General features: G+C 59.0%; 25 protein-coding genes and 1 pseudogene. 20 read left to right on the forward strand and 6 right to left on the reverse strand.

Annotated features, from left to right (window positions below; translation table 11 throughout):
* Positions 1 to 164 precede the first annotated feature (164 nt).
* The 13 genes and pseudogenes from MN186_RS05830 (at position 165) to MN186_RS05890 (ending at position 13,905) form a co-directional block, all read left to right on the forward strand.
* Positions 165 to 926 (forward strand): metallophosphoesterase family protein, encoded by a 762-nt coding sequence (locus tag MN186_RS05830; protein WP_242113422.1) that lies wholly within the window; start codon positions 165 to 167, stop codon positions 924 to 926.
* Between the two features lie 127 nt (positions 927 to 1,053).
* Positions 1,054 to 1,785, forward strand: a complete 732-nt coding sequence (locus MN186_RS05835) for an ABC transporter ATP-binding protein (protein WP_242113424.1) — start codon at positions 1,054 to 1,056, stop codon at positions 1,783 to 1,785.
* On the forward strand, positions 1,785 to 4,151 hold the full coding sequence (locus tag MN186_RS05840) for an ABC transporter permease (protein ID WP_242113426.1): 2,367 nt from the start codon (positions 1,785 to 1,787) through the stop codon (positions 4,149 to 4,151). The genes MN186_RS05835 and MN186_RS05840 overlap by 1 nt, the downstream gene beginning before the upstream one ends.
* A 4-nt stretch (positions 4,152 to 4,155) precedes the next feature.
* Positions 4,156 to 5,370: an efflux RND transporter periplasmic adaptor subunit gene (locus MN186_RS05845; RefSeq protein WP_242113428.1), complete on the forward strand. Its 1,215-nt coding sequence runs from the start codon at positions 4,156 to 4,158 to the stop codon at positions 5,368 to 5,370.
* Between the two features lie 275 nt (positions 5,371 to 5,645).
* Positions 5,646 to 6,746: an ABC transporter ATP-binding protein gene (locus MN186_RS05850; RefSeq protein ID WP_242113431.1), complete on the forward strand. Its 1,101-nt coding sequence runs from the start codon at positions 5,646 to 5,648 to the stop codon at positions 6,744 to 6,746.
* A 78-nt stretch (positions 6,747 to 6,824) separates the two neighbouring features.
* Entirely contained in the window at positions 6,825 to 7,931 is a 1,107-nt protein-coding gene (locus tag MN186_RS05855) for an extracellular solute-binding protein (RefSeq protein WP_242113434.1), read from the forward strand.
* A 122-nt stretch (positions 7,932 to 8,053) separates the two neighbouring features.
* On the forward strand, positions 8,054 to 9,328 hold the full coding sequence (locus MN186_RS05860; protein WP_242113435.1) for an ABC transporter permease: 1,275 nt from the start codon (positions 8,054 to 8,056) through the stop codon (positions 9,326 to 9,328).
* A 14-nt stretch (positions 9,329 to 9,342) separates the two neighbouring features.
* Positions 9,343 to 10,188: pseudogene (locus MN186_RS05865) on the forward strand (ABC transporter permease); the annotation flags it as partial.
* Between the two features lie 241 nt (positions 10,189 to 10,429).
* Positions 10,430 to 11,059 (forward strand): ATP-dependent Clp protease proteolytic subunit, encoded by a 630-nt coding sequence (locus MN186_RS05870; RefSeq protein WP_242113437.1) that lies wholly within the window; start codon positions 10,430 to 10,432, stop codon positions 11,057 to 11,059.
* Positions 11,060 to 11,223: 164 nt separating this feature from the next.
* Positions 11,224 to 12,492, forward strand: coding sequence for an ATP-dependent Clp protease ATP-binding subunit ClpX (clpX, locus tag MN186_RS05875; protein ID WP_242113438.1), 1,269 nt, complete (start codon positions 11,224 to 11,226; stop codon positions 12,490 to 12,492).
* 176 nt (positions 12,493 to 12,668) lie between these two features.
* Positions 12,669 to 13,043, forward strand: a complete 375-nt coding sequence (locus MN186_RS05880) for an NADH:ubiquinone oxidoreductase subunit NDUFA12 (protein WP_242113439.1) — start codon at positions 12,669 to 12,671, stop codon at positions 13,041 to 13,043.
* 47 nt (positions 13,044 to 13,090) lie between these two features.
* On the forward strand, positions 13,091 to 13,546 hold the full coding sequence (gene mlaD / locus MN186_RS05885; protein ID WP_242113440.1) for an outer membrane lipid asymmetry maintenance protein MlaD: 456 nt from the start codon (positions 13,091 to 13,093) through the stop codon (positions 13,544 to 13,546).
* On the forward strand, positions 13,543 to 13,905 hold the full coding sequence (locus tag MN186_RS05890; RefSeq protein ID WP_338024984.1) for a DUF2155 domain-containing protein: 363 nt from the start codon (positions 13,543 to 13,545) through the stop codon (positions 13,903 to 13,905). The genes mlaD and MN186_RS05890 overlap by 4 nt, the downstream gene beginning before the upstream one ends.
* Here the strand turns inward: MN186_RS05890 and aat are convergent.
* From aat to MN186_RS05920, 6 genes are all read right to left on the reverse strand, one after another.
* Positions 13,869 to 14,465 (reverse strand): leucyl/phenylalanyl-tRNA--protein transferase, encoded by a 597-nt coding sequence (gene aat / locus MN186_RS05895; protein WP_242113557.1) that lies wholly within the window; start codon positions 14,463 to 14,465, stop codon positions 13,869 to 13,871. The genes MN186_RS05890 and aat overlap by 37 nt on opposite strands.
* A gap of 65 nt (positions 14,466 to 14,530) precedes the next feature.
* Positions 14,531 to 15,883: an acetyl-CoA carboxylase biotin carboxylase subunit gene (gene accC, locus MN186_RS05900; RefSeq protein WP_242113441.1), complete on the reverse strand. Its 1,353-nt coding sequence runs from the start codon at positions 15,881 to 15,883 to the stop codon at positions 14,531 to 14,533.
* 10 nt (positions 15,884 to 15,893) lie between these two features.
* Positions 15,894 to 16,382, reverse strand: coding sequence for an acetyl-CoA carboxylase biotin carboxyl carrier protein (accB, locus tag MN186_RS05905; RefSeq protein WP_242113442.1), 489 nt, complete (start codon positions 16,380 to 16,382; stop codon positions 15,894 to 15,896).
* Between the two features lie 91 nt (positions 16,383 to 16,473).
* Positions 16,474 to 16,839 carry a hypothetical protein gene (locus tag MN186_RS05910; RefSeq protein ID WP_242113443.1) on the reverse strand — a complete coding sequence of 122 codons (366 nt, stop codon included), beginning with the start codon at positions 16,837 to 16,839 and terminating at the stop codon, positions 16,474 to 16,476.
* Between the two features lie 102 nt (positions 16,840 to 16,941).
* Positions 16,942 to 17,484 (reverse strand): LuxR C-terminal-related transcriptional regulator, encoded by a 543-nt coding sequence (locus tag MN186_RS05915; RefSeq protein WP_242113444.1) that lies wholly within the window; start codon positions 17,482 to 17,484, stop codon positions 16,942 to 16,944.
* Positions 17,485 to 17,619: 135 nt separating this feature from the next.
* Positions 17,620 to 17,901: a glucose-6-phosphate isomerase gene (locus MN186_RS05920; protein ID WP_242113445.1), complete on the reverse strand. Its 282-nt coding sequence runs from the start codon at positions 17,899 to 17,901 to the stop codon at positions 17,620 to 17,622.
* A 369-nt stretch (positions 17,902 to 18,270) separates the two neighbouring features.
* On the opposite strand from MN186_RS05920, the gene MN186_RS05925 reads away from it, so the two are divergent.
* The 7 genes from MN186_RS05925 to MN186_RS05955 all read left to right on the forward strand — a co-directional run bounded on the left by MN186_RS05925 (position 18,271) and on the right by MN186_RS05955 (position 24,953).
* Positions 18,271 to 19,614 (forward strand): XRE family transcriptional regulator, encoded by a 1,344-nt coding sequence (locus tag MN186_RS05925; RefSeq protein WP_242113446.1) that lies wholly within the window; start codon positions 18,271 to 18,273, stop codon positions 19,612 to 19,614.
* 127 nt (positions 19,615 to 19,741) lie between these two features.
* The gene (locus MN186_RS05930; protein ID WP_242113447.1) at positions 19,742 to 20,110 is read left to right on the forward strand and encodes a response regulator transcription factor; all 369 of its coding nucleotides are present in this window, start codon (positions 19,742 to 19,744) and stop codon (positions 20,108 to 20,110) included.
* A 54-nt stretch (positions 20,111 to 20,164) separates the two neighbouring features.
* Positions 20,165 to 20,476 (forward strand): hypothetical protein, encoded by a 312-nt coding sequence (locus tag MN186_RS05935; RefSeq protein ID WP_242113448.1) that lies wholly within the window; start codon positions 20,165 to 20,167, stop codon positions 20,474 to 20,476.
* Positions 20,476 to 23,187: an ATP-binding protein gene (locus tag MN186_RS05940; RefSeq protein WP_242113449.1), complete on the forward strand. Its 2,712-nt coding sequence runs from the start codon at positions 20,476 to 20,478 to the stop codon at positions 23,185 to 23,187. The genes MN186_RS05935 and MN186_RS05940 overlap by 1 nt, the downstream gene beginning before the upstream one ends.
* Positions 23,188 to 23,245: 58 nt before the next feature.
* Positions 23,246 to 24,253 carry a FliM/FliN family flagellar motor switch protein gene (locus MN186_RS05945; protein WP_242113450.1) on the forward strand — a complete coding sequence of 336 codons (1,008 nt, stop codon included), beginning with the start codon at positions 23,246 to 23,248 and terminating at the stop codon, positions 24,251 to 24,253.
* 91 nt (positions 24,254 to 24,344) lie between these two features.
* Entirely contained in the window at positions 24,345 to 24,671 is a 327-nt protein-coding gene (locus tag MN186_RS05950) for a TraR/DksA family transcriptional regulator (protein ID WP_242113451.1), read from the forward strand.
* 69 nt (positions 24,672 to 24,740) lie between these two features.
* Positions 24,741 to 24,953 (forward strand): hypothetical protein, encoded by a 213-nt coding sequence (locus tag MN186_RS05955; RefSeq protein WP_242113452.1) that lies wholly within the window; start codon positions 24,741 to 24,743, stop codon positions 24,951 to 24,953.
* The last annotated feature ends 19 nt before the right edge of the window (positions 24,954 to 24,972 follow it).

The following is a 24,972-nucleotide window of genomic DNA, read 5'->3' on the forward strand; positions in this document are numbered from 1 at the left end:
GGCAGGGCGAGTGTATGGCGGGGGCCTTGGAAGTGTCCAGATCAACCTGTCCGCTGGGCCGCGCATTTGGGGTGTTTTCGGCTCTGGTATTCGTAGCCTGGCGCGCTTTATGCTTGCCCGGTCGCGCGACTGGCGTGTGACGATTACAAGGGGCAGACAGACGGATGCGATGGATCAAACGGTGGACACGTTCGAAGCCTGCCAGCGATGCGGGCGGTTTCGATGCCCCAATTGCGCCGGCTGCCCCTTTTTGCGCGGTGGGCGACATTCACGGGCGGGCAGATCTGCTGGAGGCGGCCCTGGCCCGCATCAACGTGAGCTGTGCGGGGCAAACGATTGTATTCGGGGGGGATTACATAGATCGCGGCCCCGACAGCGCAAGGGTTCTGCATCGCCTGTATGCCCAGCAAAATAAGTTTCCAGCCGATGTGGTCTGCCTTTCTGGCAATCACGAGGATATGATGTTGGGCTTTTTGGATGACCCACAGCGCCTGCACGATGTCTGGCTGAGAAACGGCGGCGATGCGACCTTGCGCAGCTTTGGCGTCACGCCACCAGAGGGCGCTGCCAACCCCGAACAGGTGACCAATATCCGCGATGCGCTGCTGCATGCTATCGGGCCGGAATTGCTGGCCTGGCTGCGAAACCTGCCCACGCTTTGGCAGTCGGGCAACGTGTGGGTGACACATGCGGGCGCGGACCCTATGGTGGACATGGGCCGTCAGGACCGCGCGGCCCTTTTGTGGGGGCACCCGGATTTTCGCAAAATCCCGCGCAGCGACGGACAATGGATCGTGCATGGCCATACTATCGTGCCCGAGGTCCGCATCCGCGCGGGTCGTATTTCCATCGACACTGGCGCCTATCGCACGGCGAGGTTGTCGGTGGTTTGTATCACCGACAAGGGGATCGAGGTTCTAAGTTGACGCAGAGTTGCGACTGCCAATCGCCAACGGCGTGTCGAATTCAGGTTGCAGCGTACGGCAACTGTGCGAACATCGGGCTGGTTCACTGGCTTGCCACAAGCCGCCCCATGCAAAAGCGATCAGCATCATGAACGCCGATCACAGCGCTACCGACCGCGATCCGGTTTACCGGATGCAGGACTTGACCAAGACCTATCGCACCGAAGCGGTCGAGGTTCACGCCCTGCGCGGCGTCACGGCTGAGCTTCCGGCGGGTGAATTCGTCGTGCTGCTGGGGGCCTCGGGGTCGGGGAAATCAACGCTTCTGAACATTCTTGGCGGGCTGGATACGGCCACATCAGGCAAGGCGTGGTTCAATGGCCGCGAGCTGACCGCAAAAACGGAACGCGAGTTGACCCGCTATCGTCGCGACCATGTGGGGTTCGTGTTCCAGTTCTATAACCTTGTCCCGTCGCTGACTGCCCGCGAAAACGTGGCCCTTGTGACCGAGATCGCCGCCAACCCCATGACGCCGGAAGAGGCGTTGGAGCGGGTCAGTCTGGATCACCGCATGGACCATTTTCCGGCCGAACTTTCAGGTGGCGAACAGCAACGCGTCGCCATCGCCCGCGCCATCGCCAAGCGGCCCGAGGTGCTGTTATGCGACGAACCCACCGGCGCGCTGGACAGTAAGACCGGCGTTCAGGTGCTTCAGGCGCTTGACATGATCAACAAGGAACTTGGCACATCGACCCTTGTCATCACGCATAATGCGGGCATTCAGGCGATGGCGCACCGGGTGGTGTTCCTTGCCGACGGCAACATCTCGGAAATTCGGGAAAACACCGAACGGGTCGACCCCTCGAAGATCGAGTGGTGATGATGCGGGTGCTGGACCTCAAACTGCTGCGCGACCTCAGACGGCTTTGGACGCAAAGCCTGGCGATCTCGGCGGTGCTGGCGGTGGGCGTGATGATCATGGTCATGTCGAACGGGGCCGAACGCAGTCTGCGCGAAACCCGCGACACCTTCTATGAACGCAACCGCTTCGGGGATATCTTCGCCAGCGCCTCGCGGGCGCCTGATGCGTTGGCGACGGACATCCTTGCCATTGACGGCGTGGCGCGCGTGGACACGCGGATTTCGACCTTCGCGATCCTTGATATCGCGGATATGACACAACCCGCGATGGGGCAGGTCCTGTCCCTGCCGTCCAGTGGGCTGCCGGCGATGAATATTCCAACGATCACGCGGGGGCGGATACCCGAACCCGGACAGCGGGACGAGGTTCTGGTGAACCAGAACTTTGCCCAGGCGCATGGGTTTTCGATTGGCGACCAGTTCGGGGTCACGCTGAACGGGCAAAAGCGGATGTTGACGATAACCGGCACCGCGTTGAGCCCCGAATTCATCTATACGATCGGTCCCAACTCGATCATGCCCGACGACCGCCGCTTCGGCATCCTGTGGATGGACGAGGACGTGCTGGGCGCGGCCTTCAACCTCACGGGGGCGTTCAACGACGTGTCGGTCCAGCTTGGGCGTAACGCTGACCCCGATGCGGTGACGGACGCGCTGGACAATCTGTTGAAACCCTATGGTGGAACCGGAGCTTTTCCGCGCAAAGATCAGATATCAAACGCCTTTCTGGATGGAGAGCTGAAGCAGCTTCGCGTCATGGCCGAGGTCGTGCCGCCGGTCTTCCTAGTGATTTCGGCCTTTCTGGTGAACATGGTTCTGGGCCGGCTGATCGCGCTGGAGCGTGAACAGATCGGGCTGTTGAAGGCGCTGGGCTATCAGCGGACCGAAATCAGTTGGCATTATATCAAGCTGGCGCTGGTGATTGGCTGCGTGGGCGTGGGGTTGGGCTGGACCTTCGGGATGCTGGCCAGCCGCGGCATGGCGCAGCTCTATGCCGAGTTCTTTCATTTCCCTTATCTGGTGTTTGTCCAATACCCCTCGATCTATGCCATCTCGGCGGGGGCGGGGTTGATGGCGGCGGCGTTGGGTGCGGTTGGCGCGGTCCGGCGGGTGGTGGGGTTAAGCCCGGCGGTCGCCATGGCACCTCCGGCGCCGACGCGGTTTCGGCGCGGGGTGCTGGATCGGTTGATCCTGTGGCTGAAGCCGCGCCAGCCGACGATGATGATCCTGCGCTCGATCGGTCGCTGGCCATTCAGGGCGGCGCTGACGACCTTCGGCATCGCGACATCTGCATCGGTAATGATTGCCGCCCTGTTCATGTTCGACGCGATGGACGAGTTGCTGGATGTCAGTTTCGTGCAGATCAACCGGCAGGACGCGGTGCTGCAATTTGCCGAGGCTCGATCTGACCGAGTGGTGCAGGACGTGGCCCATCTGCCGGGAGTGATGGCCGCAGAAGGCGTCTGGTCGATCCCTGCGCGCCTGACCCACGGCCACCTGTCGCGCCGCATCGGGGTCGAGGGGCGGCGGCCGGGCGATACCCTGTCGCGTGTGATTGACACCGACAGTCTTGACTTGGTGCGGCCTGAACACGGGATCGTTTTGGCTCGACGTCTGGCGGATCATCTGGACGTTGGTGTTGGAGACGCGATTGAGGTTGAGTTCCTGACCATTCCCGACAGCCGCCACAAACTGATTGTGACAGGTCTGGCCGGGCAGTATTTCGGGTTGGGCGCCTATATGGAGGTGACCACGCTGGCCCGGTTGCTCGACCGTCCCGTGCAGGTCACGCACGCCAACCTGCTGATCGACCCGGCACGCGAAGAGGCGTTGTTTAACGCCATCAAGGGTGCGCCAGCCGTGGCCGGTCTGACGCTGTTGGCGCAGGTGCGGCAGTCCTTCACCGACACGATTGCGCAGAATGCTGGTATGACGACGACGATCAACTCGTTCCTGGCCGCATTGATTGCGATCGGCGTGGTTTACAACTCGGCCCGCATCCAGTTGTCCGAACGCGCCCGCGAACTGGCCAGTTTACGCATCCTTGGCTTCACGCGCGGCGAAGTCAGCTATATCCTGCTGGGCGAGCTTTTCCTGCTGACGCTGGCGGCGATCCCGCTGGGGCTTTTGATCGGGCGATTGCTGGCGGGGGCGATGGTGGCCAGCTTCGACAGTGATCTGTATGCGATCCCGCTGGTCGTGTCGCGCGGGACATATATGTGGGCGGCGGGGGTGGTTGCTGCTGCCTCGGTGGTGTCAGCGTTGATCGTGCGCCGGCGGATCGACAGGATGGACCTGATCGCCGTCATGAAAACAAGGGAGTAACCCGATGGGCTGGAATATGCGCAAGATCATACTGGCTGGTGCGGCGGTCGCAGCGGTGGCCGTGTTTGCTTATCTGGCGATGAAACCTGAACCAGTGCCGGTCGATATCGAAACCATCGTCAGCGGCCCGATTGAGGTCACGGTAAATGCGGACGGGCAGACCCGCGTGCGCAACGTCTATGACGTGTCCGCGCCGGTGTCCGGCCAATTGGCGCGCAGCCCGGTGTCTATTGGTGATCAGGTGGTTGCGGGCGAAACCGTGGTTGCGCGGATTGCGCCGGGCGACCCTGCATTTCTGGACGAACGGTCGCGCGCGCAGGCAGCGGCAGCGGTGGCGCAGGCCGAAGCGGCGGTGGCCGAAGCCCAAGCCCAAATCGCGATGGCCGAGGCCGATCTGGCTCATGCGCAGACCAGCCTGAACAGGCTGCACGATCTGTATGCGCGCGGAACTATCCCCCAAGCCCAACTGGACGATGCTGAACTTGGGGTCGATGTCGCGGCGGCAAGACTGGACAGCGCACACGCTGCCTATGACATGCGCGTGGCGGAGTTGGCCGCGCAGAAGGCCACCCTGATCGAGCCGCGCTCCCATGAGACGGTCACGCCGAACGAGGCCTGTTGCATCGACGTGAGGGCCCCCGTATCGGGCACGGTGCTGAGCGTTGCCAGCGAGAGCGAACGACCCATTCTGCCCGGCGCGCCGATCCTGTCCATTGGCGAAACCGATGATCTGGAGATTATGGCCGAGATCCTGTCCACCGATGCGGTCCGGCTTCAGGTCGGCGCCCCCGCCTATGTCGAACGATGGGGCGGCGCGGGCAATTTGGACGCCGAGGTGCGGATTATTGAACCGGCAGGCTTTACCAAAGTTTCGGCGCTGGGCATCGAAGAACAGCGCGTTCGTGTCGTGTTGGACCTGTTGACCCCAGCCGAAGATCGCGCTGCGTTGGGCCACGGTTTTCGCGTCTTTTTGCGCATCGTCGAGTGGCAAGGCGACGGCGTGATCGTCCCCTTGTCTGCGCTGTTTCGCGATGGCCCGGATTGGGCGGTCTTCGTGGTCGACGGCGACCGCGCGGTGTTGCGCAAACTGTCCGTGGGCCACCGCAACAGCGATGTTGCCGAGGTGGCTGGGGGGCTTGAGGAAGGTGCGCGGGTGATCACCCATCCCAGTGATCGTGTGAGCGATGGTGCCTTGGTGGTCGATCGCTCTACGCTTTAATCTCGCCGGTATGACAGTTGATCAGGTGGGGTTGCCCACGACATCGCGGCACGAGGCGCGGTTTTTTAACCAAGCCGCACTTATCCAATATGACGCGAAAATCACAAAATGCGTCGGCTGGAGTGCCGCCCGAGTAACAATAATATAGAAACTATCATTACCACGTTCTAAAGTTTCAAAATATCGTGCATATTTGCAGTTGAAATTCGTGTTAGCATCGTGTTGGCTTGCGCCGAACAGATGAAAAAAAAGAAAAATAGACCAAGGGGGGTCACTTGGCTGATACAGCTTCCAGCGACGGTTTCGTCGTTTTTGATCGTGTCCAGAAAAGCTATGATGGGGAAACACTGGTCGTCAAAGACCTGAATTTGTCTGTTGCACGTGGCGAGTTTCTGACGATGCTTGGACCTTCGGGGTCGGGCAAGACAACATGCCTAATGATGCTTGCGGGATTTGAAACCGCGACACATGGCGACATCCTGCTCGGCGGTCAGCCGATCAACAACATCCCGCCTCATAAGCGCGGCATCGGGATGGTTTTTCAGAACTATGCGCTTTTCCCTCACATGACCGTTGCCGAAAACCTCGCCTTCCCGCTGGAAGTGCGCAAGATGGGCAAATCCGAGCGTGAGGCCAAGGTAAAGCGCGCGCTGGATATGGTTCAGATGGGTGATTTCGGCGGACGCCGTCCGGCGCAGTTGTCGGGGGGGCAGCAGCAGCGGATCGCTCTGTCACGCGCATTGGTGTTTGAGCCCGAACTGGTCTTGATGGATGAACCCCTGGGCGCGCTGGATAAGCAGCTTCGCGAACGTATGCAGTTCGAAATCACGCGTCTGGCGCATGAGTTGGGGATCACCACGGTTTACGTGACCCACGACCAGACAGAGGCGCTGACCATGTCCGACAACGTCGCCGTGTTCGATGATGGACGCATCCAGCAATTGGCCCCACCAGATCAGCTTTACGAAAAGCCGGAAAACAGCTTTGTTGCGCAATTTATAGGTGAAAACAACACACTGGAAGGTGTCGTGACCGAGATTAGCGGCGACACCTGTATCGTAAAGCTTGACGACGGCGAGATCCTGGACGCAACCCCGATCAATGTCAGCAAGGTCGGCGACCGGACGCAGGTCTCGATCAGGCCCGAGCGGGTGGAATACAACAAGGATCGTTTGCAGGAAGGGGCGCACACCCTGAAAGCCGAAGTGCTAGAGTTCATCTATATGGGCGACATTTTCCGCACACGTTTGCGGGTGGCGGGCAATGACGAATTTGTCATCAAGACCCGCAACGCGCCTGACCAAGACCGTCTGATGCCAGGCCAACAGATCGAGATCGGCTGGCTGCCGTCAGACTGCCGCGCACTGGACGCGTAAGAAACCAGTCAGGGGTTCGCGGTGTTCCCGTTCATGCGAACCCGACCAATCAAGCGGGACAACTAGGGAGAATAAAGTATGAAGCTTGTGAAAACTCTTTTGGCCAGTTCGGCGCTGACGGTCACCGCCGGTGCGGTGTCCGCACAGGATATGGCCAACGAGATGACCCTCGTTTCTTGGGGTGGGGCCTATCAGGCCAGCCAGGTAAAGGCTTATGTCGAGCCTTATCTGGAAATGTACCCCGAGGTGAGCGTGACGTGGGACGAAAGCTCGGCCGAGGCTGTGGCAAAGTTGCGCGCCATGAACGAGGCTGGCAACGTCACATGGGATCTGGTCGACGCGGTGGCATCTGACGCCATGCGTCTATGCGACGAAGGTCTTGCAATCGAACTTGAGCACGATGAGGTGCTGGAGCCCGCCCCGGATGGCACGCCCGCATCGGAAGATTTCGGTGACCTGCTGGTGTCCGACTGCTTCGTGCCGCAGATTGTCTATTCAACAACCTTCGGATATCGCACCGACCTTATCGGTGACGAAGCACCGACCAGCGTCTGCGATGTGTTTGACCTTGAGAAATTCCCCGGCAAACGCGCGCTGCAGAAGCGTCCGATCGACAACATGGAATGGGCCTTGTACTGCGATGGCGTCGAGAAAGACGCGATCTATGACACGCTGGGCACGGATGAAGGCGTGAACCAAGCGCTTGATAAATTGGCTACAATCAAAGATCAGGTTGTTTGGTGGACCGCAGGTGCGGAAACACCCCAGCTTCTGGCCGATGGCGAAGTCGTAATGGGGTCGACCTATAACGGTCGTCTGTTCTCGGCAATTGCCGAGCAGGATCAGCCGATTGAAATGCTGTGGGACATGCAATCCTTTGACCTTGACGGCTGGGTGGTTCCCGCTGGTCTGCCCGAAGATCGCAAGGCGCGCGTGATGCACTTCTTGAAGTTCGCCACCGACACGCAGCGTCTGGCGGATCAGGCGAAATTCATCTCGTACGGCCCGGCGCGTAAATCGTCGGCTCCCTTGGTCGGCCAACATGCTGAACTGGGGATCGAGATGGCACCGCATATGCCGACCGATCCCGCCAATTCGGGCAACGTTCATATCTATGACTATGAATGGTGGGCCGACAACCGCGACGATCTGAACGCCAAGTTCGAAGCTTGGTTGGCCAGATAAACACGACATCGGGAGGGGCCGGGGGCGGCCCTTCCCACCCAAATAAACGACTTGCGCCCTTGTCAATCGTTGGCACACGGCGCGTCGCATAATTAATAAAAGCAAACGCTGACAGGGAAAATATGAGCGACATGACCGATACGGGCGGCCCCGTTCTGGCCGCAGATGGAACGCCGCTGAAACGCAGCCTAAGGAAAGCGCTGCGACGTCAAAAAATGCGCGCTTTGCTTTTGATCGCACCGCTGCTGATCTTTGTTCTGGTCAGCTTCATAATGCCGATCGGGGACATGCTGTATCGCTCGGTCGAAAACAAGATTGTCAGCCAGACGCTTCCCCGCTCCACTCAGGCTCTGTCGTCCTGGGATGCGGATTCGGGTGAGCTTCCCAGTGAAGCTGTGTTCGCCGCGATGGCTGCCGACTTGAAAGAGGCGGCTGAGCAGAAGATTCACACGAGGGTGGGCAGCCGTCTGAACTATGAAAATCCCGGCATGTCTTCCGTGTTTCGAACATCGGGACGCAAGGCCAAGAAGTTCGACTTGGAAAATGGCGGACCGTGGAAAGAACAGCTGATCGAGATCAACGAGGACTGGGCGGACACCGATGTCTGGCGCACTATCAAAACCTACTCTCCGCCGGTGACGGCCGGCTATTTCCTGAACGCCGTCGACATGCGTGTGGGTCCCGACGGGGCCGAGATGCGCCCGGAACGTGAACGCATTTACATGAATCTGCTCAAGCGGACGCTGTGGATGTCACTTCTGATCACCTTTTCCTGCATTGTGCTGGCATATCCGGTGGCATGGCTTCTGGCGAATTTGCCGACGCGCAAAGCCAACCTTTTAATGATCCTCGTGCTGCTGCCGTTCTGGACATCGCTTCTGGTGCGAACGTCGGCGTGGAAAATTCTGTTGCAGCAACAAGGGGTGATCAACGACGTTCTGGTCTGGATCGGCCTTGTGGATGACAATGCACGGCTGATCATCATCAACAACCAGTTCGGCACGATCGTTGCGATGACCCACATTCTGCTGCCCTTCATGATCCTGCCGATGTATTCGGTTATGCAGACCATTCCGCCCAGTTACGTCCGCGCGGCCAAGAGCTTAGGCGCGACGGATTGGACCGCGTTTTGGCGCGTCTATTTCCCGCAAACCATTCCAGGCATTGGGGCGGGGTCGATTCTCGTGTTTATCTTGGCAATCGGTTACTACATCACGCCCGCGCTTGTGGGTGGCACCAAGGGGACGTTTATTTCGAACCAGATCGCGTTCCACATCTCGACATCCCTGAACTGGGGCCTTGCCTCGGCGTTGGGGGCCATTCTTCTGGCGGTCGTCTTGGTCCTGTATTGGGCCTATGACAAGATCGTCGGCATTGACAACGTGAAGCTGGGGTAACTGACATGGCCAAACTTCCTCCTTATGCAACGACCGGCCAGCGGATCTGGCACTATACCTTTCTGGTAATCTGTGGCTTGATCTTCTTTTTCTTGATCGCGCCCATTGCCGTCGTGGTGCCGCTTAGCTTCAACGCCGAGAACTTCTTCACCTTCACGCCAGAGATGCTGCGGCTTGACCCGGACGGGTATTCGCTGAAGCACTATCGTGATTTCTTCTCGAACCCCGATTGGCAGAACGCCATGTGGAATTCGATCAAGATTGCGCCGGTGGCCACGGTGGTTTCGGTATCGCTGGGCACTTTGGCGGCCATCGGGTTAAGTCAGCCGCATGTGCCTGCGCGCCGTGCAATCATGGCGATCTTGATTTCACCGATGATTGTGCCACTGATTATTTCAGCAGCGGGGATGTATTTCTTCTATTCCAAGATCAATCTGGCGGGCACTTACTGGGGCGTTGTTCTGGCCCATGCCGCGCTTGGCATTCCCTTCGTCATCATCACGGTGACGGCAACCTTGGTCGGGTTTGACCGGTCGCTGACACGCGCTGCGGCGAATATGGGTGCGGATCCTGTGACCACGTTCTTTCGTGTGCAGATGCCGCTGATTCTGCCCGGCGTGATCTCGGGGGCTTTGTTTGCCTTCATCACCTCGTTTGACGAGGTGGTTGTGGTGATTTTCGTCGGCTCAGCCAAGCAGCAAACCCTGCCTTGGCAGATGTTCACCGGCCTGCGTGAGCAGATTAGTCCGACCATTCTGGCGGTTGCTACGCTTCTTGTCGGTGTCTCGATTATCTTGCTGACGGTGGTCGAACTGTTGCGTCGCCGGTCCGAGCGTCTGCGCGGAATGAGCCCCGGTTGACCCAAGCACATCTTTTAAGGACAACGGCGCCTGAAAATGGCGCCGTTTTTCTTTTCGCCGGGGAAGGCACTCTGCAAGTGGCAGGGTTTTATTAACCAATTTGCGGCATCTCGGAGCCAAACGTCGTCCCGCGGGGCAGACGGGTTGCGCGCCCCCCCTTGCAGCCCCTTTCCTGCGACTTTAACATCATGCGTCAGGGGCCGGATTGGCGGCCTTGGCGTGAACATGAAAGCAGGCTGAAATGCACGACCCACTCGAAATTTATAACAATACCCTTGTGCCCATGGTGGTGGAACAGACATCGCGGGGCGAACGGGCCTATGACATCTTTTCCCGCCTACTGAAGGAACGCATCGTTTTCGTGAACGGCCCCGTCCATGACGGCATGTCCAGCCTGATCGTGGCACAGCTTCTGCACTTGGAAGCCGAGAACCCGAAAAAAGAAATCTCGATGTATATCAATTCGCCCGGCGGCGTGGTGACGTCCGGGCTGTCGATCTATGACACGATGCAATATATCAAACCGGCGGTATCAACCCTTGTGATCGGGCAGGCGGCGTCCATGGGATCGCTTTTGTCGGTGGCGGGTGAAAAAGGCATGCGCTTCTCACTGCCGCATTCGCGGATCATGGTCCACCAACCGTCCGGCGGTTATCAGGGGCAGGCGACGGACATCATGATTCACGCCGCCGAGACCCAGAAGGTCAAGGATACGTTGAACCAGATATACGTAAAACATACCGGCAACACGTTGAAAGACGTTGAAAAAGCGTTGGAGCGTGACAATTTCATGTCACCGCAAGAGGCCAAGGACTGGGGCCATATCGACGAGATCGTTGAGAATCGCGGCAAAGGTGACGACGACGAATAAGCGCCACGCCCGGTGCGTATCGGGCTGGCAACACGCGGGCAGGCCGTTCGGAAAAACCGGATTGTGCCTGCCCGGCCACTGGCCTAGACTTGGGGTTGCGAAAGAAATTTACGGCTCGAATGGGCATAAACCGGATCCGACCACGGACCCAATAGGACGAGATGATGGCGAACAACTCCACCGGCGACAGCAAGAACACACTCTATTGTTCGTTCTGCGGCAAAAGCCAACATGAAGTGCGCAAGCTGATCGCGGGTCCGACCGTGTTCATTTGTGACGAATGTGTCGAATTGTGTATGGACATCATTCGCGAGGAAACAAAAACATCTGGGCTGAAAGCATCAGATGGTGTGCCGACCCCGATCGACATCTGCAATGTGCTTGACGATTATGTGATCGGGCAGGCCCACGCCAAGCGCGTGCTGTCTGTGGCGGTTCACAACCACTATAAGCGTCTGAACCACGCCGCCGCATCGGGCGACGAGATTGAACTGGCGAAATCCAACATCATGCTGATCGGCCCCACGGGTTGCGGCAAGACGTTGTTGGCACAAACGCTGGCGCGCATTCTGGATGTGCCGTTCACCATGGCCGATGCGACCACGCTGACCGAAGCGGGTTACGTGGGCGAGGATGTCGAGAATATCATCCTGAAGCTGCTTCAAGCATCTGAATACAATGTCGAACGCGCTCAACGCGGTATCGTTTATATCGACGAGGTCGACAAAATCACGCGTAAGTCTGACAATCCTTCAATCACCCGCGATGTGTCGGGCGAAGGCGTGCAGCAGGCGCTTCTGAAGATTATGGAAGGCACCGTTGCCTCGGTGCCGCCGCAGGGCGGGCGCAAGCATCCGCAGCAGGAATTCCTGCAGGTTGACACGACCAACATTCTGTTCATTTGTGGCGGAGCGTTTGCGGGTCTGGACAAGATCATCGCGCAGCGCGGCAAGGGCTCGGCGATGGGCTTTGGGGCTGACGTGCGCGAAAATGATGACCGCGGCGTGGGCGAGTTGTTTCAGGAACTGGAGCCGGAAGACCTGCTGAAATTTGGCCTGATTCCCGAATTTGTTGGCCGTTTGCCGGTGATCGCAACGCTGGAAGATCTGGACGCCGATGCACTGGTCACGATCTTGACCAATCCCAAGAATGCCTTGGTGAAACAGTACCAGCGGCTGTTCGAGCTGGAAGATGCTCAGCTGACCTTCACTGATGACGCGCTGAAGGCGATTGCCAAACGCGCCATTGAACGCAAGACCGGTGCGCGGGGTTTGCGCTCGATCATGGAAGACATCCTGCTGGATACCATGTTTGACCTGCCTGGGCTGGAAAATGTGGACGAGGTTGTGGTGAATGAAGAGGCTGTATCGTCGGACGCCAAGCCGCTGATCATCTATAGCGAAGGCGCGAAAGAAGAGGTCAGCGCAAGCTGATCGCGCCCGGGCGCGCAACGTGAAACTATCAAGCCATTGCCCACGCGGTGGCTTTTTTGTCCAGACTATCGCGGCGCCCGCCGCAATTTACCCAAACGCCGCCCAATTGGTTGCAAAGCACTGGACCTTCCGGGCCGCTTGCGCCATATGAAGTAAGAACCAAACCGGAGACTGACATGCGTTTCATCTTGTCCCTGCTGACCTGGTATCACCGTGAGACCATCGGCACCCGTCTGTTCACTTGGCGCAAAGGCGTGAAAGTGGGCGAAGACGAGCAAGGCAATGTCTTTTACCGCAATCGCGACGACAGCCGCCGCTGGGTGATTTTCAACGGCGAACCCGAAGCAAGCCGCGTCAGCCCCGCATGGCATGGGTGGCTACATCACACGTTTGATAACAGCCCGGCCGAAGCCCCATTGCCCCACAAGGCATGGGAAAAGCCGCATCAGGACAACCTGACAGGCACCGCGTTCGCCTATGCGCCGTCGGGGTCGCTGCGTCAGGCCGAACCTGCTGATCGGCGCGATTACGAAGCTTGGCAGCCGGAATAAACGGCGGCAGCCTTCATTCCTGTATTCCCTGTTCACGAGGGGCTTTTATGAGCGATAGCCACACAACCGAAGTCGTCACCGGCAGCATGGTTCTGGCCGCAGCTGTTGGTTTTTTTCTGTATGCTGGCCAGATCGTGGGTCTGTCGGGCAGCGGCGATAGCCACAGTTATAGCGCGTCGTTCCGCACGGCGGACGGGATATCGGTCGGCACCGATGTGCGGCTGGGTGGCGTCAAGGTGGGCGCAGTAACAGGGATCAACCTGAACCCCGAAACCTTCCGCGCGGTCACTTCATTCACTGTGAAATCGGATGTGGCCCTGCCCGAGGATACGGCCGCTCTTGTCTCTTCCGAAGGGTTGCTGGGCGGATCGTATGTTGAGCTTTTGCCAGGCGGATCGCCCTTCAACCTGGAACCGGGGTCCGAAATCGAGGACACTCAAGGCTCTGTCAGCCTTGTTCAACTTCTGATGAAATTTGTCGCTGGAAGCGAGGATGATCAGTGATCATACGCGCCGCCGCATTGGGCATCGTGATCATGGCGTCTGTCATGCCTGTCGCGGCGCAAACCGCTAAGGCAACTGGCGCGATGCTGCGCGGGCTGGACAAAGTTTCAGGCGCACCTATCGACTTTTCGATGAAGGTTGGCGACACTGTCGAACTAGGGCGATTGCGCGTGACGTTGGGGGAATGCAGATACCCCACCAATAACCCGTCGGGTGATGCCTATGCTTGGCTTGTGGTGCGCGACGGCAATGACGATCAGACGACGTTTGAAGGTTGGATGATCGCGTCATCGCCCGCCCTAAACGCGCTGGATCACCCGCGTTATGATGTTTGGGTGCTGCGCTGTACCACGGACTGAGCGTCTGGCAGGGGGCGCGATGTGATGTCTGCCGCACCATCTGACAACGCAGCCTCCAACATTTCGTGATACGTTTTGCGGGGGATTTTAACCGCGCCCAAGCTGGCCAGATGCGGCGTCAAGAATTGCGTGTCAAACAGCCGGAAGCCGGTGTTCGACAGGTGCCGGACCAGATAAGCCAGCGCGACCTTTGACGCATCCCGACGGCGGGAAAACATGCTCTCTCCGAAAAATGCCCGGCCCAGTGTCACGCCATAGACCCCACCAACCAGTGCGTCACCATCCCACATTTCCAACGAATGGGCGTGACCCATGCGATGAAGATCTTGGTAAAGGCTATATATTGTGTCATTGATCCATGTTTCGTCGCGATCTGCACAGGCGGTGACGACGCTCGCAAAATCGCGGTTCAATGTCACGGAAAACGGCGCACGCCGGATAGTGCGCGATAGACTGCGCGAGATGTGAAAATGGTCCAGCGGAAAGATGCCGCGCGCTTCTGGATCAACCCAGAAAACGCGCAGATCATCGCGCCGTTCAGCCATGGGGAACACACCCATTCCGTAGGCGCGCAACAGAAGCTCGGCGCAGAGCGGTGGCGGATCAAGGGACGGGGCCAATGGCCCTAACCCAGATTTTCGTCCAGCCAGCGTTCCAGCCAGTGGATGTTGTAGTTGCCGGTCTGGATGTCTTCTTCCGCCAGCAATTCGTGGAACAGCGGCACTGTGGTTTCGACACCATCGACGATCAATTCACCCAGCGCACGGTTCAGCCGCGCCAGCGCCTCGGGCCGGTCGCGACCATGCACGATCAGCTTACCGATCAGGCTGTCATAATAGGGCGGGATCGAATAGCCATCATAAAGTGCACTGTCCATCCGAACACCCAACCCACCCGGGGCGTGATATTGCGTGATCTTGCCGGGGCAGGGCGCGAAGTTGGGCAGGCGTTCAGCGTTGATGCGAATTTCGATTGCATGGCCGTTCAACACAAGATCGTCTTGCCCGAAGGACAGTGGCAGACCTTCGGCGACGCGGATTTGTTCGCGCACCAGGTCAACGCCGAAAATGGCTTCGGTCACGGGGTGTTCGACCTGAAGGCGGGTGTTCATCTCGATGAAATAAAACTCACCGTCTTCATAAAGGAACTCGATCGTGCCGGCACCACGATAACCCATTTCACCGATCGCGTTGGCACAGATGCCGCCGATACGGGCGCGTTCTTCGGGGGTGATGCTGGGGCCGGGGGCTTCTTCGAACACCTTCTGATGGCGGCGCTGAAGCGAGCAGTCACGTTCGGCTAAATGGACGCCGCCACCTTGACCATCGCCAAAAACCTGAACCTCGATATGGCGCGGTTTTTGCAGGTATTTTTCGATATAGACTTCGTCGTTGCCAAATGCCGCCTTGGATTCGGTTCGTGCGGTTGCGAAGGCAGTGTCGATATCCGCTTCGGTCTGGGCCACTTTCATGCCCCTGCCACCACCACCGGCGGTTGCTTTGACGATCACCGGATAGCCCATTTCGGCCGCCACTTGGCGCGCGGTTGCCACGTCAGGCACGCCGCCTTCGGACCCTGGTACAACCGGGATGCCCAGATTGATCGCGGTTTCCTTGGCGGTGATTTTGTCGCCCATCATGCGGATATGTTCTGCCGAGGGGCCGATGAAGGTGATGTCGTGATCTTCAAGAATCTGCACGAACTGCGCGTTTTCGGACAGGAAGCCATAGCCGGGGTGAACCGCCTGCGCGCCGGTGATTTCACAAGCGGCGATGATGGCGGGGATGGACAGATAGCTGTCGGTGCTGGATGGCGGGCCGATACAGACGCTTTCATCAGCCATGCGGACATGCATCGCGTCCACATCCGCAGTCGAATGAACGGCGACCGTCTTGATCCCCATCTCGCGAGCGCCGCGAATGATGCGAAGAGCGATCTCGCCGCGGTTGGCGATCAGGATTTTGTCGAAATGGGCCATTGGATGTTCCCTATTCGATGATCATCAGGGGCGCGCCGAATTCTACAGGGGCGCCATCTTCGACCAGAATCCGTTTTACTATGCCGGATTTGGGCGCGGGGATCTGGTTCATGGTCTTCATCGCTTCGACGATCAGAAGGGTTTGTCCTTCGTCGATCTTGTCGCCGACGTTAACGAAGGCGGGGGTGCCGGGTTCGGCTTGAAGATAAACCGTGCCCACCATCGGCGAGGGAACGGCGCCGGGATGGCTTGCAGGGTCTTCCACCGGGGCACCGGGCGCGCTGGTATCGGGGGATGCGACAGGCGCCGCGATGGGCGCGGGCGCCACGGTTTGCATGGGGGCGTGCACCACCTCTTTCGCGCGGCTGACGCGCACGTTCAGGCTGTCATTTTCGCCGTAATCGCGCATCACCTCGACTTCGGTCAGGTCGTTTTCCTGCAGGAGCTTTGCCAGTGCCTCGATGAAGGACACGTCGTTTTCATGATGTTTTTTCGTCATGGGTCCTCACCCTAGTTTGGTTGCCCGGAGTTAGCGCGAGCAATGCATGTTCGTCACGCTTATAGGACGCCACGGAAGGGGTGAAAAGCAATTAAAGCGGTTCGTCGGCGGTGGGGTGCGGTATCGTATCGTTCAGCATCCGGGCGTGGGTGCGCTGTGTTTCGATGCGCGCCAGTTGTTGTTGAAGTTTTTGGTCCAGCTCAAGCAGGTTTAGCCGAAAGCTCGGGGGTGGCCCGGCCAAGGTATCTGGGCTGACATCGTCTTCAAGCGCTGAGGGGGCCAGGTGACGGCGATCCTGCGCCGGGTCATGCTGCTTTGCCGAATTATGCAGGTCCGCTCGTGCCTTACCCGCATTTGGGGTGGCTTCCACCTTGGAAGTATCAGGCGCCTTGCGTGCTGGCGAATTGGCTATCAGATTGGCCTGCGCGCCCAGAGGCGCGGCGATTGTAAACTCCACGGGCTTGCTCCTGTCTGGCGACGTGTCTCTAAGGAAAAGAATAATTAACGTTTCCTACCTAATCGTTAATTTACTCGGCCTGTCATAACGTATGGTTAACGACTACAGCGGCATTCCCGAGAATTTGGCGACCAGTTCGGGCAGTTTGCGCGCGCCGAATTTTTGCAAAAGCCGAGCACGGTGTGCCTCGATCGTGCGATAGCTGAGGTTGAGTTGCAGCCCGATTTCTTTCGAGGTCCGCCCCTGACAGGTCAGGATCGCCACATCACGTTCGCGCGGGGTCAGTTCGACCACGGGGCGTTCGGCTGACAGATCTGCCAAGCTCCACACGCCTTTTCTGAAAGGGTCATCCGGGGTCAGGCTGGTGCCGCGCACCCGGCACCAGAAAAGCTCACCATCCAGTCGTCTCATCACCCTTTCGTCTGAATAACGCCCCGTCTTGCGCAAGCTGTCTCCGCCCACGCGTGCGACTTTTTCATAATCTTTGACAGACGGATATAGCCGTTCAAGCGGCATGTCGGTGAAGACACCGACGGCATCGCCAAACATTTCCGCAAACCGCAAATTGCATTGCCGCACGATCCGGTTTTCGGTCAACGCAAGCCCGGTGGGGGCGTGCATAAAGGCAAGGTCCATTGGCGTCATTCGATCATTTTGCCAAAGCTGGGCATGCAATTCAATCTTATGTGATGCAGAGCAGGTCGGGGATGTGTTCTGACAAGTGGGAAAACAAAAAGACGCGCCCGAAGGCGCGCCTTTCGTTGTGGTGTTATGTGTTGATCAGACGGGGCACGGCGCGGTGCGATAGGTCCCGTCACCATTCGAATACGCGCATTGGTTGGTATGTTGGTTGCGGGCAACCATGATACCTGCGGCGGCACCAGCCAATGTGGTCAGAACAGTCCAGTTTTTGTTTGCGCCAATCGCGTTTGCAGTGATCAGCCCGGCGCCGATCCCGGCCACACCGCCGACGATCGTTTTTTCTTGATCCGTCAGCGGGCGGTTACAGGCTGAAAGCGCCAGCGCGGCAACGCATGTGAGGGTCAGTAGGGTTTTCTTCATAGTATCCTCCTGGATGATTCATGGTTTCACCCTAGTGTGTAAGCATTTGTGAGGGCAAGGGAATGTTGGTCGACCGCCGAGGAGCAGAAGCGGCGGGAACTCGCCATGAAGCCGTTGCTGTAGCCTTCTTGGGCTAGTCTAGTGTGCTATTTTGGGTCTGACATAAAGTGAAATAATTGCAGATTGAAAACGTCCAAAAGCCTGCTTTCATGCGTTTACATGGGCTGTGGATGCCTGACGAAATTATGATAACCCCTTTCTCAACACACATGAATCTAACGGATTTCTTGTAAACGCGATCAGAAACCGGCAAGGTTTCTGTAAATGCGGCCGCATGTGGTCGCCTTGGTGTACAGTAAGGAAGCAGCGATGCCTCAGTCCCGTTTGGCAGGAAGCCGTATTCGCGAGCGTCGATTGTTTCTTGGCTATAAACAATCCGCCCTGGCGAAGGCGGTTGGTATCTCAGCAGCGTATTTGAACCTGATTGAACACAACCGCCGCCGCGCGGGTGCGCAGTTGGTTCGCGACTTGGCGCGCGAGTTGAAAACCGACCCCCGTGCGCTGACCGAGGGGGCGGAGGTCGCGTTGTTGGGCGCGCTGCGCGAGGCAGGGCAGCGGATGCCTGATCTTGCCCCGGAAACCCATCGGTCCGAAGATCTGGCGGGTCGCTTTCCCGGCTGGGCGTCCTTGGTCGCCGCCCAGCATCAACGTATCCGCGATCTTGAGCAGCTGGTAGAGGCTTTGTCCGACCGGCTGACCCATGACCCGGAACTTGCCGCGTCGTTGCACGAAGTGATCTCGGCCGTGACAGCGATCCGCTCGACGGTGGGGATTCTGACCGGCGGGGGCGAGATCGACGCTGACTGGCAGCAGCGGTTCATGCGCAATATGCGCGACGAAGGCTTGCGGCTGTCTGGCGCCGCGCAGGGGTTGGTCGGATATCTTGATGCAGGCGCGGATCAGGATATGGCCCCCGTAGTGCCGGGCGAGGAACTTGCCGCTTTTCTGGATCGCTGCGACCACCATCTGGACAAGCTGGAAGGGTTGGATGGTGCCGCCCGCGACGACATCTCTGCCCGGATTGAAACGTTGGTGGCACAGGTTGCAAGCGTGCAGACCGAAGCGGCCAAGGATGTGGCACGACGGCATTTCCAGCAATATGCCGAAGATGCGTGCGCCATGCCGCAGGGTGCCTTTCAAGCCGCGCGGCGCGACCTGTCTGGCGATCCGGGGCGACTGGCGGCCCGCTTTGGGCAACCGCTTCCGTCCGTCATGCGCCGGTTGGCCTTTCTTCCGGCGGGCAGGGACGTGCCGGCTGTTGGACTGGTGTCCTGCGACGGGTCAGGCGCTTTGATCTTGCGAAAGTCAGTGCCGGGTTTTGCCGTGCCGCGCTTCGGCGCCGCCTGTCCATATTGGCCGCTTTATCAGTCGCTAAGCCGACCGGGTCATCCGATACGAGCGGTTGTAGAAATGCCGGGTACCACGCCGCGCCGGTTTCTGTGCCAAGCGGTCTGCCTGCCGCGTGAGCCGTTGCGCTTTGACAAACCACCTGTGTTCGAAGCTGTAATGCTGATCGAACCGTTCGACGATGCGCAAGTCACGACGACGACGGACGGACCGATTTTGGCTGTCGGGTCGTCCTGTCGCGTCTGTCCACGCACCGAATGTGCGGCCCGTCGCGAGGCATCGTTGCTGGCCGCCGACCCCGGCTAGGGTTCAGAATGGCTTTGCGGTTGGCCGTATGGCGGCGTTCCTTGGGGTTTGCTTTTGACAAGGAACTGCGCATTGTCAATATTCAACTCAAAGAGGTCGGCACAGACCGACCCGAGCGGAGGGTGACATGACAAGACAGGTCCTGATCATTGAAGACGAACCGAATATTGTCGAGGCGATCAGCTTCATCCTCAGTCGTGACGGCTGGGCGGTTGCGACGCATGCCGATGGGAAAACGGCTGTCGATGCCGTATTAAACGCTGTGCCGGACGTGCTTGTTCTGGATGTCATGCTGCCGGGGCGATCTGGCTATGACATTTTGCAGGAGTTGCGCGGCCATGACCTGACCCGCCGCTTGCCGGTTCTGATGCTGACCGCCCGCGGTCAGCGGACCGACCGCGAACAGGCCGCGCGCCTTGGGGTAAATTGTTTCATGACAAAGCCCTTTTCGAACGCAGACGTGATAAGATCGCTGAACGAACTCGTGCCGGGATAGGTCGCAGATGTTGCGCATCCTCGTGCCCCCGCCGTTCATACCGGATCTGCCCCGATGAGGGCACGCCAAGAGCCTCTGTTCCTGGCGCGCCAAAGCTATCGCCGTCGGCGGCTGGAGGATGCGGCCCGGCTTTTGCCGATCCTTGGTGCGTTCCTGTTCCTTCTACCGCTTCTGGTTCCCGCGATTGGCACCGCGTGGCAGGGCGTGTATCTGTTTGTCGCGTGGTTCGGTCTGATCATCGCGACGGCCCTTATTTCGCGCGGATTGGGCCGGGCGCCTGAGCTGCCGCAAGATCCTGACACTGGATCTGCCGGGGACCTGCCCGCTGCCACCTCCACCGCCCCGACGGACGAGGGGCGCGACTGATGCTCAGCTTCAACACGCTGGTGGCGGTGTGCCTGATTTACGTGATGATCTTGTTCCTTGTGGCCTTCGTCGCCGACCGCAGTGCCGCGCGCAACAAGAACCGGCTGCTCAGCTCGCCGTTGATCTACACCTTGTCACTGTCGGTCTATTGCACGGCGTGGACGTTTTACGGTGCGGTCGGCTACGCAGCGCGGTCGGGGCTGGAGTTCGTCACGATCTATTTGGGCCCGACACTGGTCATGATTGGTTGGTGGTGGTTTCTGCGCAAGCTGGTGCGCGTCGGTCGCAGTCAGCGCGTGACCTCGATCGCGGATCTTCTATCGTCGCGCTATGGCAAATCGAACCTGTTGGGGGTGATTGTGACGCTGATCGCGGTTGTCGGCTCGACGCCTTATATCGCGCTGCAACTGCAATCCGTGACGTTGTCGTTTTCGGTCTTTGCGCGTCACCGTGCGGCGGGTCAGGAGTTTTTGGGGCTAGAGGCCACGGCGCTTTGGGTTGCGGGGGGGCTTGCGCTGTTCACCATTCTGTTTGGCACTCGTAACCTTGACGTAAACGAACGTCACCACGGTGTTGTGACGGCCATTGCGGTCGAAGCGATCGTGAAACTGGTCGCCCTTCTGGCGGTTGGCGTGTTCGTGGTTTGGGGTGTGGGGGGCGGTCCGGCGGGTATCGCCGCGTCGGTGCAAGACGCGATGCACGCGGCGCCCGATGGTGCATGGCGCCTGACCGGCGGGCGCTGGATTGGGCTGACCTTCCTATCCGCGGCGGCCTTCCTGACCTTACCACGCATGTTTCACGTGCTGGTGGTCGAAAACCTGGGCGAGCGGCAGCTGTTTGTCGCGTCCTGGGCGTTCCCTACCTATCTGTTTTTGATGAGTCTTTTCGTCCTACCCATCGCCGTGGTCGGATTGGGCACGTTGCAGCAAGGAGCAAACCCGGATCTTTTTGTCCTGACCATTCCCTTGCATTTTGAACGTGACGGGCTTGCGATGCTGTCGTTTTTGGGGGGATTCAGTTCGGCGACCTCGATGGTTATCGTGGCGTCGATCGCACTGGCGACGATGTTATCCAATCACATCATCATGCCCATCTGGCTGTCGATCCGGTCGCAAGAGGCAACGGTGTCTGGCGATGTGCGCCAAATCCTGTTGATCGCCCGACGCCTGTCGATCATCGGCGTGTTGGTGCTGGGCTATCTTTACTATCGCATTTCGGGCGGCGGCTCGGCGCTGGCGGCGATTGGCATGATCTCGTTTTGTGGGGTGGCGCAGATATTGCCGGCGATGGCGGGGGGGCTGTTGTGGCGCGGGGCCTCGCGCAATGGGGCCGCGGCAGGGCTGCTGGTGGGGTTCACGCTGTGGGCCTATACACTGTTTCTGCCCAGCTTCGGGGACGCGGGCGCGATGAGCGCATCTTTTCTGGCCGATGGCCCCTTCGGTATCGCATGGCTGAAGCCCCATGCCTTGTTCGGCGTGACGGGAATGGATCCGGTGGTGCACGCGATTTTCTGGTCCATGACCTTGAACACCTTTGCCTTCGTAGGCGTCTCGCTTCTGTCGTTGCCCAGCCCGCTTGAACGGCTGCAAGGCGCGCAATTCGTCAATGTTCTGGACCATACCCGCCCCGCGCAGGGTGCCAGCTTCTCGGCGGCGGCGGCCGAGGATCTGTTGATCATGGCCCAACGCACCATTGGTGCGGACGCCGCCCAGACGCTGTTTCAGAACCAGGCCCGCGCCCAAGGGAAAGAAGGCTATCTGCCCGACACCACGCCCGATTTCATCGCGCGCCTTGAACGGGCGCTGTCCGGGTCGGTCGGGGCGGCCACCGCCCACGCGATGATCGCGCAAATCATGGGGGGCACCACCGTATCGGTCGACGACCTGATGGCCGTGGCTGATGAAACCCAGCAGATGCTGGTCTATTCCTCGCAGCTTGAGGAAAAACAGAAAGAGCTGACCACTACGGCGCGTCAATTGTCCGTTGCGAACGAAAAACTGACGCAACTGTCGATCCAGAAGGATGCGTTTCTCAGTCAGATCAGCCACGAATTGCGCACGCCCATGACATCGATCCGCGCGTTTTCCGAGATTTTGCGTGATGGCGGGGCCGAGGATGCCGAGGCCGCCGGTCGCCACGCAGGGATCATCCACGCCGAGGCCTTGCGGCTGACTCGGTTGCTGGATGATCTGCTTGACCTCAGCGTGCTTGAACACGGGCAGGTGCAACTGAACCCGCAACGCGAGATGTTGTCCAACGTGCTGGATCGTGCCGTCGCCGCCACGCAGTCGTTGATCATGTCCGAAGACTTGCGCATCCATCGCGATCCTTCGCGTGAACAGATCGTCATCTCGACGGACACCGACCGGCTGGCCCAGGTTTTCATTAATCTGATTGCAAATACGGCGAAATATAACGATGCGAAGTTCAAGCGTCTGACCATCCGGGTGCGGGTGCGGGATGACGTGTTACGCATTGATTTCGTTGATAATGGATCCGGTATTCCAATCGAAAGCCAAGCGATGATTTTCGAGAAGTTCTCGCGCCTGACGGATACCTCTGCCGCTGGTGGAGCGGGGTTGGGGCTGGCCATCTGTCGCGAGGTCATGGACCGGCTGGGTGGTTCGATCACCTATCTTCCCGGCCAACGTGGTGCAGCATTTCGGGTAACTTTACCGTTGAAAAAAATGCCGCGAGGCGGGGAAACGTAAATCATTTTTAAACCTCGCGTTGGCAGGTGTGGGGTCATGCGACCAAAATGGACCAGACATGGCTGACCCCGACAAGAACAGCGTGTTGCGCCAAAAAGCCAACGCGCAACGCTCTGCGCCCGAGATCGCGCCGGTGACGGCGACGGGGGCGCTGGGTGATGCGCTCGCGCGTGCGGGTATGGCAACGAGCGAGCTGATGATTAACCCAACAGGTCTGTCTGATGACCGGGTCGTGTTGGCGGCTCTTGATGGTCAGATTTCGGATCATGATATGTTGGCCTTGGTGGAAGGGCCGGACAGCCGTTTCGGGCTGCTGGTCGCGGACCCCAATCTAATTGCGGCCTTGATTGAAATGCAGACGATCGGGCGCGTTCTGCCCACCCCCGCACACCCCCGACGCGTGACCCGCACCGATGCAGCCATGTGTGCCGATTTCCTTGATCGTGTATTAGAGGGGTGGGAGGCGGAGCTGACCGCGGCCGATCTGCCAATCGCAACCCTAATGAATGGATTTCGCTTTGCCGTGCGGCTAGATGATTACCGCGCGGTGACCATGACCTTGCCCGATGTACACTATCGCAGGTTTGACGCGCAGCTTGACTTGGGCGGTGACGCAAAGCAGGGGCGTTTGATGATGTTGCTGCCGTTGGTTGCGCCGCGACCCAACCCAACGTCGCTGGAAACGGCGAGGGGTGATAAACCCGGAAACCACACACCCCCGATTGTGATGGGCGCACGAGCGGAGTTGGTCGCGGTGCTGCATCGCGCTCGCATGACGCTGGATGATCTGACCGGCCTGTCGCCGGGAATGACCGTGATTGTCCCGCGCGAAGCGCTTAGCAATGTCGCGCTTGAGGATTTGACGGGTCAGGTCCGTACCGTATGCCGTCTGGGTCAGGCCAAGGGCCGCCGTGCCCTTCGCATCGGTAAGCAAAATGGGGGCGATGGGCTTTGTCCCGATGGCTCTGCGGCGCCGCCGGATGCTTTTGTTTCATCGACTATGGATCTTGGGCTGGGGCCCGCTGATCCGGCACAGCTTTCTGTAGGCGACGAAAGCCCGGCCTGACGTTTCCGGTGGCGTCTGGCGCCCAGCTTGACCTGCATCAAAGCAGTCGGGTACGCCCCGTTCCACTATCAGTTGGAAACGGAGGTATGTCATGGTTGACGTGAGCAAGTACAAGAAGATGCTGAAAACCCGCCTGAACGAGCTGAAAGCCCGCTTGGATGAGATTGAAGAAGAACTTGAAAGCCACAACTCCAAAGACTGGGAAGAGTTGGCAGTAGAGCGCGAAGAAGACGAAGTTCTTGAAGGACTGGGCACTTCCGGGCAGGATGAGATTATTAGGATAAACGCAGCGCTTGCCCGAGTGGATGAAGGCGAATTTGGCTTTTGCGTCACCTGTGGCGACGAGATATCATCAGAACGCCTTGATGTTGTGCCCCACACACCGTTCTGTCGCGACTGCGCTGCAAAACACGCCTGACGTGTGGACAGATCCGGGGTTCGAGTGTGATCAGCCCCGTGACACCTGTAAAAACCCTGGGAGGAAACGATGCCATTTGAAGAACTGAAAGCCGCGATCAGCATGATCCTGGACGAAATTGCCAAGCGTCCAGAAGACCGCCACGTGCTGCAGGAGCAATTGCGCGAAAAGATATCCGAGCTTGAAAAGACCGGTCAGCCAGTGCCTGCGGATTTCCGTAAGTTCGAAAGCGAACTGGAAGGTGACGACGCGGACGATCTGTTCGACAATATGCCGGTCTGACCCGTCACTGCCCACAGCA

Source organism: Aliiroseovarius sediminis (assembly GCF_022678485.1).
Classification (GTDB): domain Bacteria; phylum Pseudomonadota; class Alphaproteobacteria; order Rhodobacterales; family Rhodobacteraceae; genus Aliiroseovarius; species Aliiroseovarius sediminis.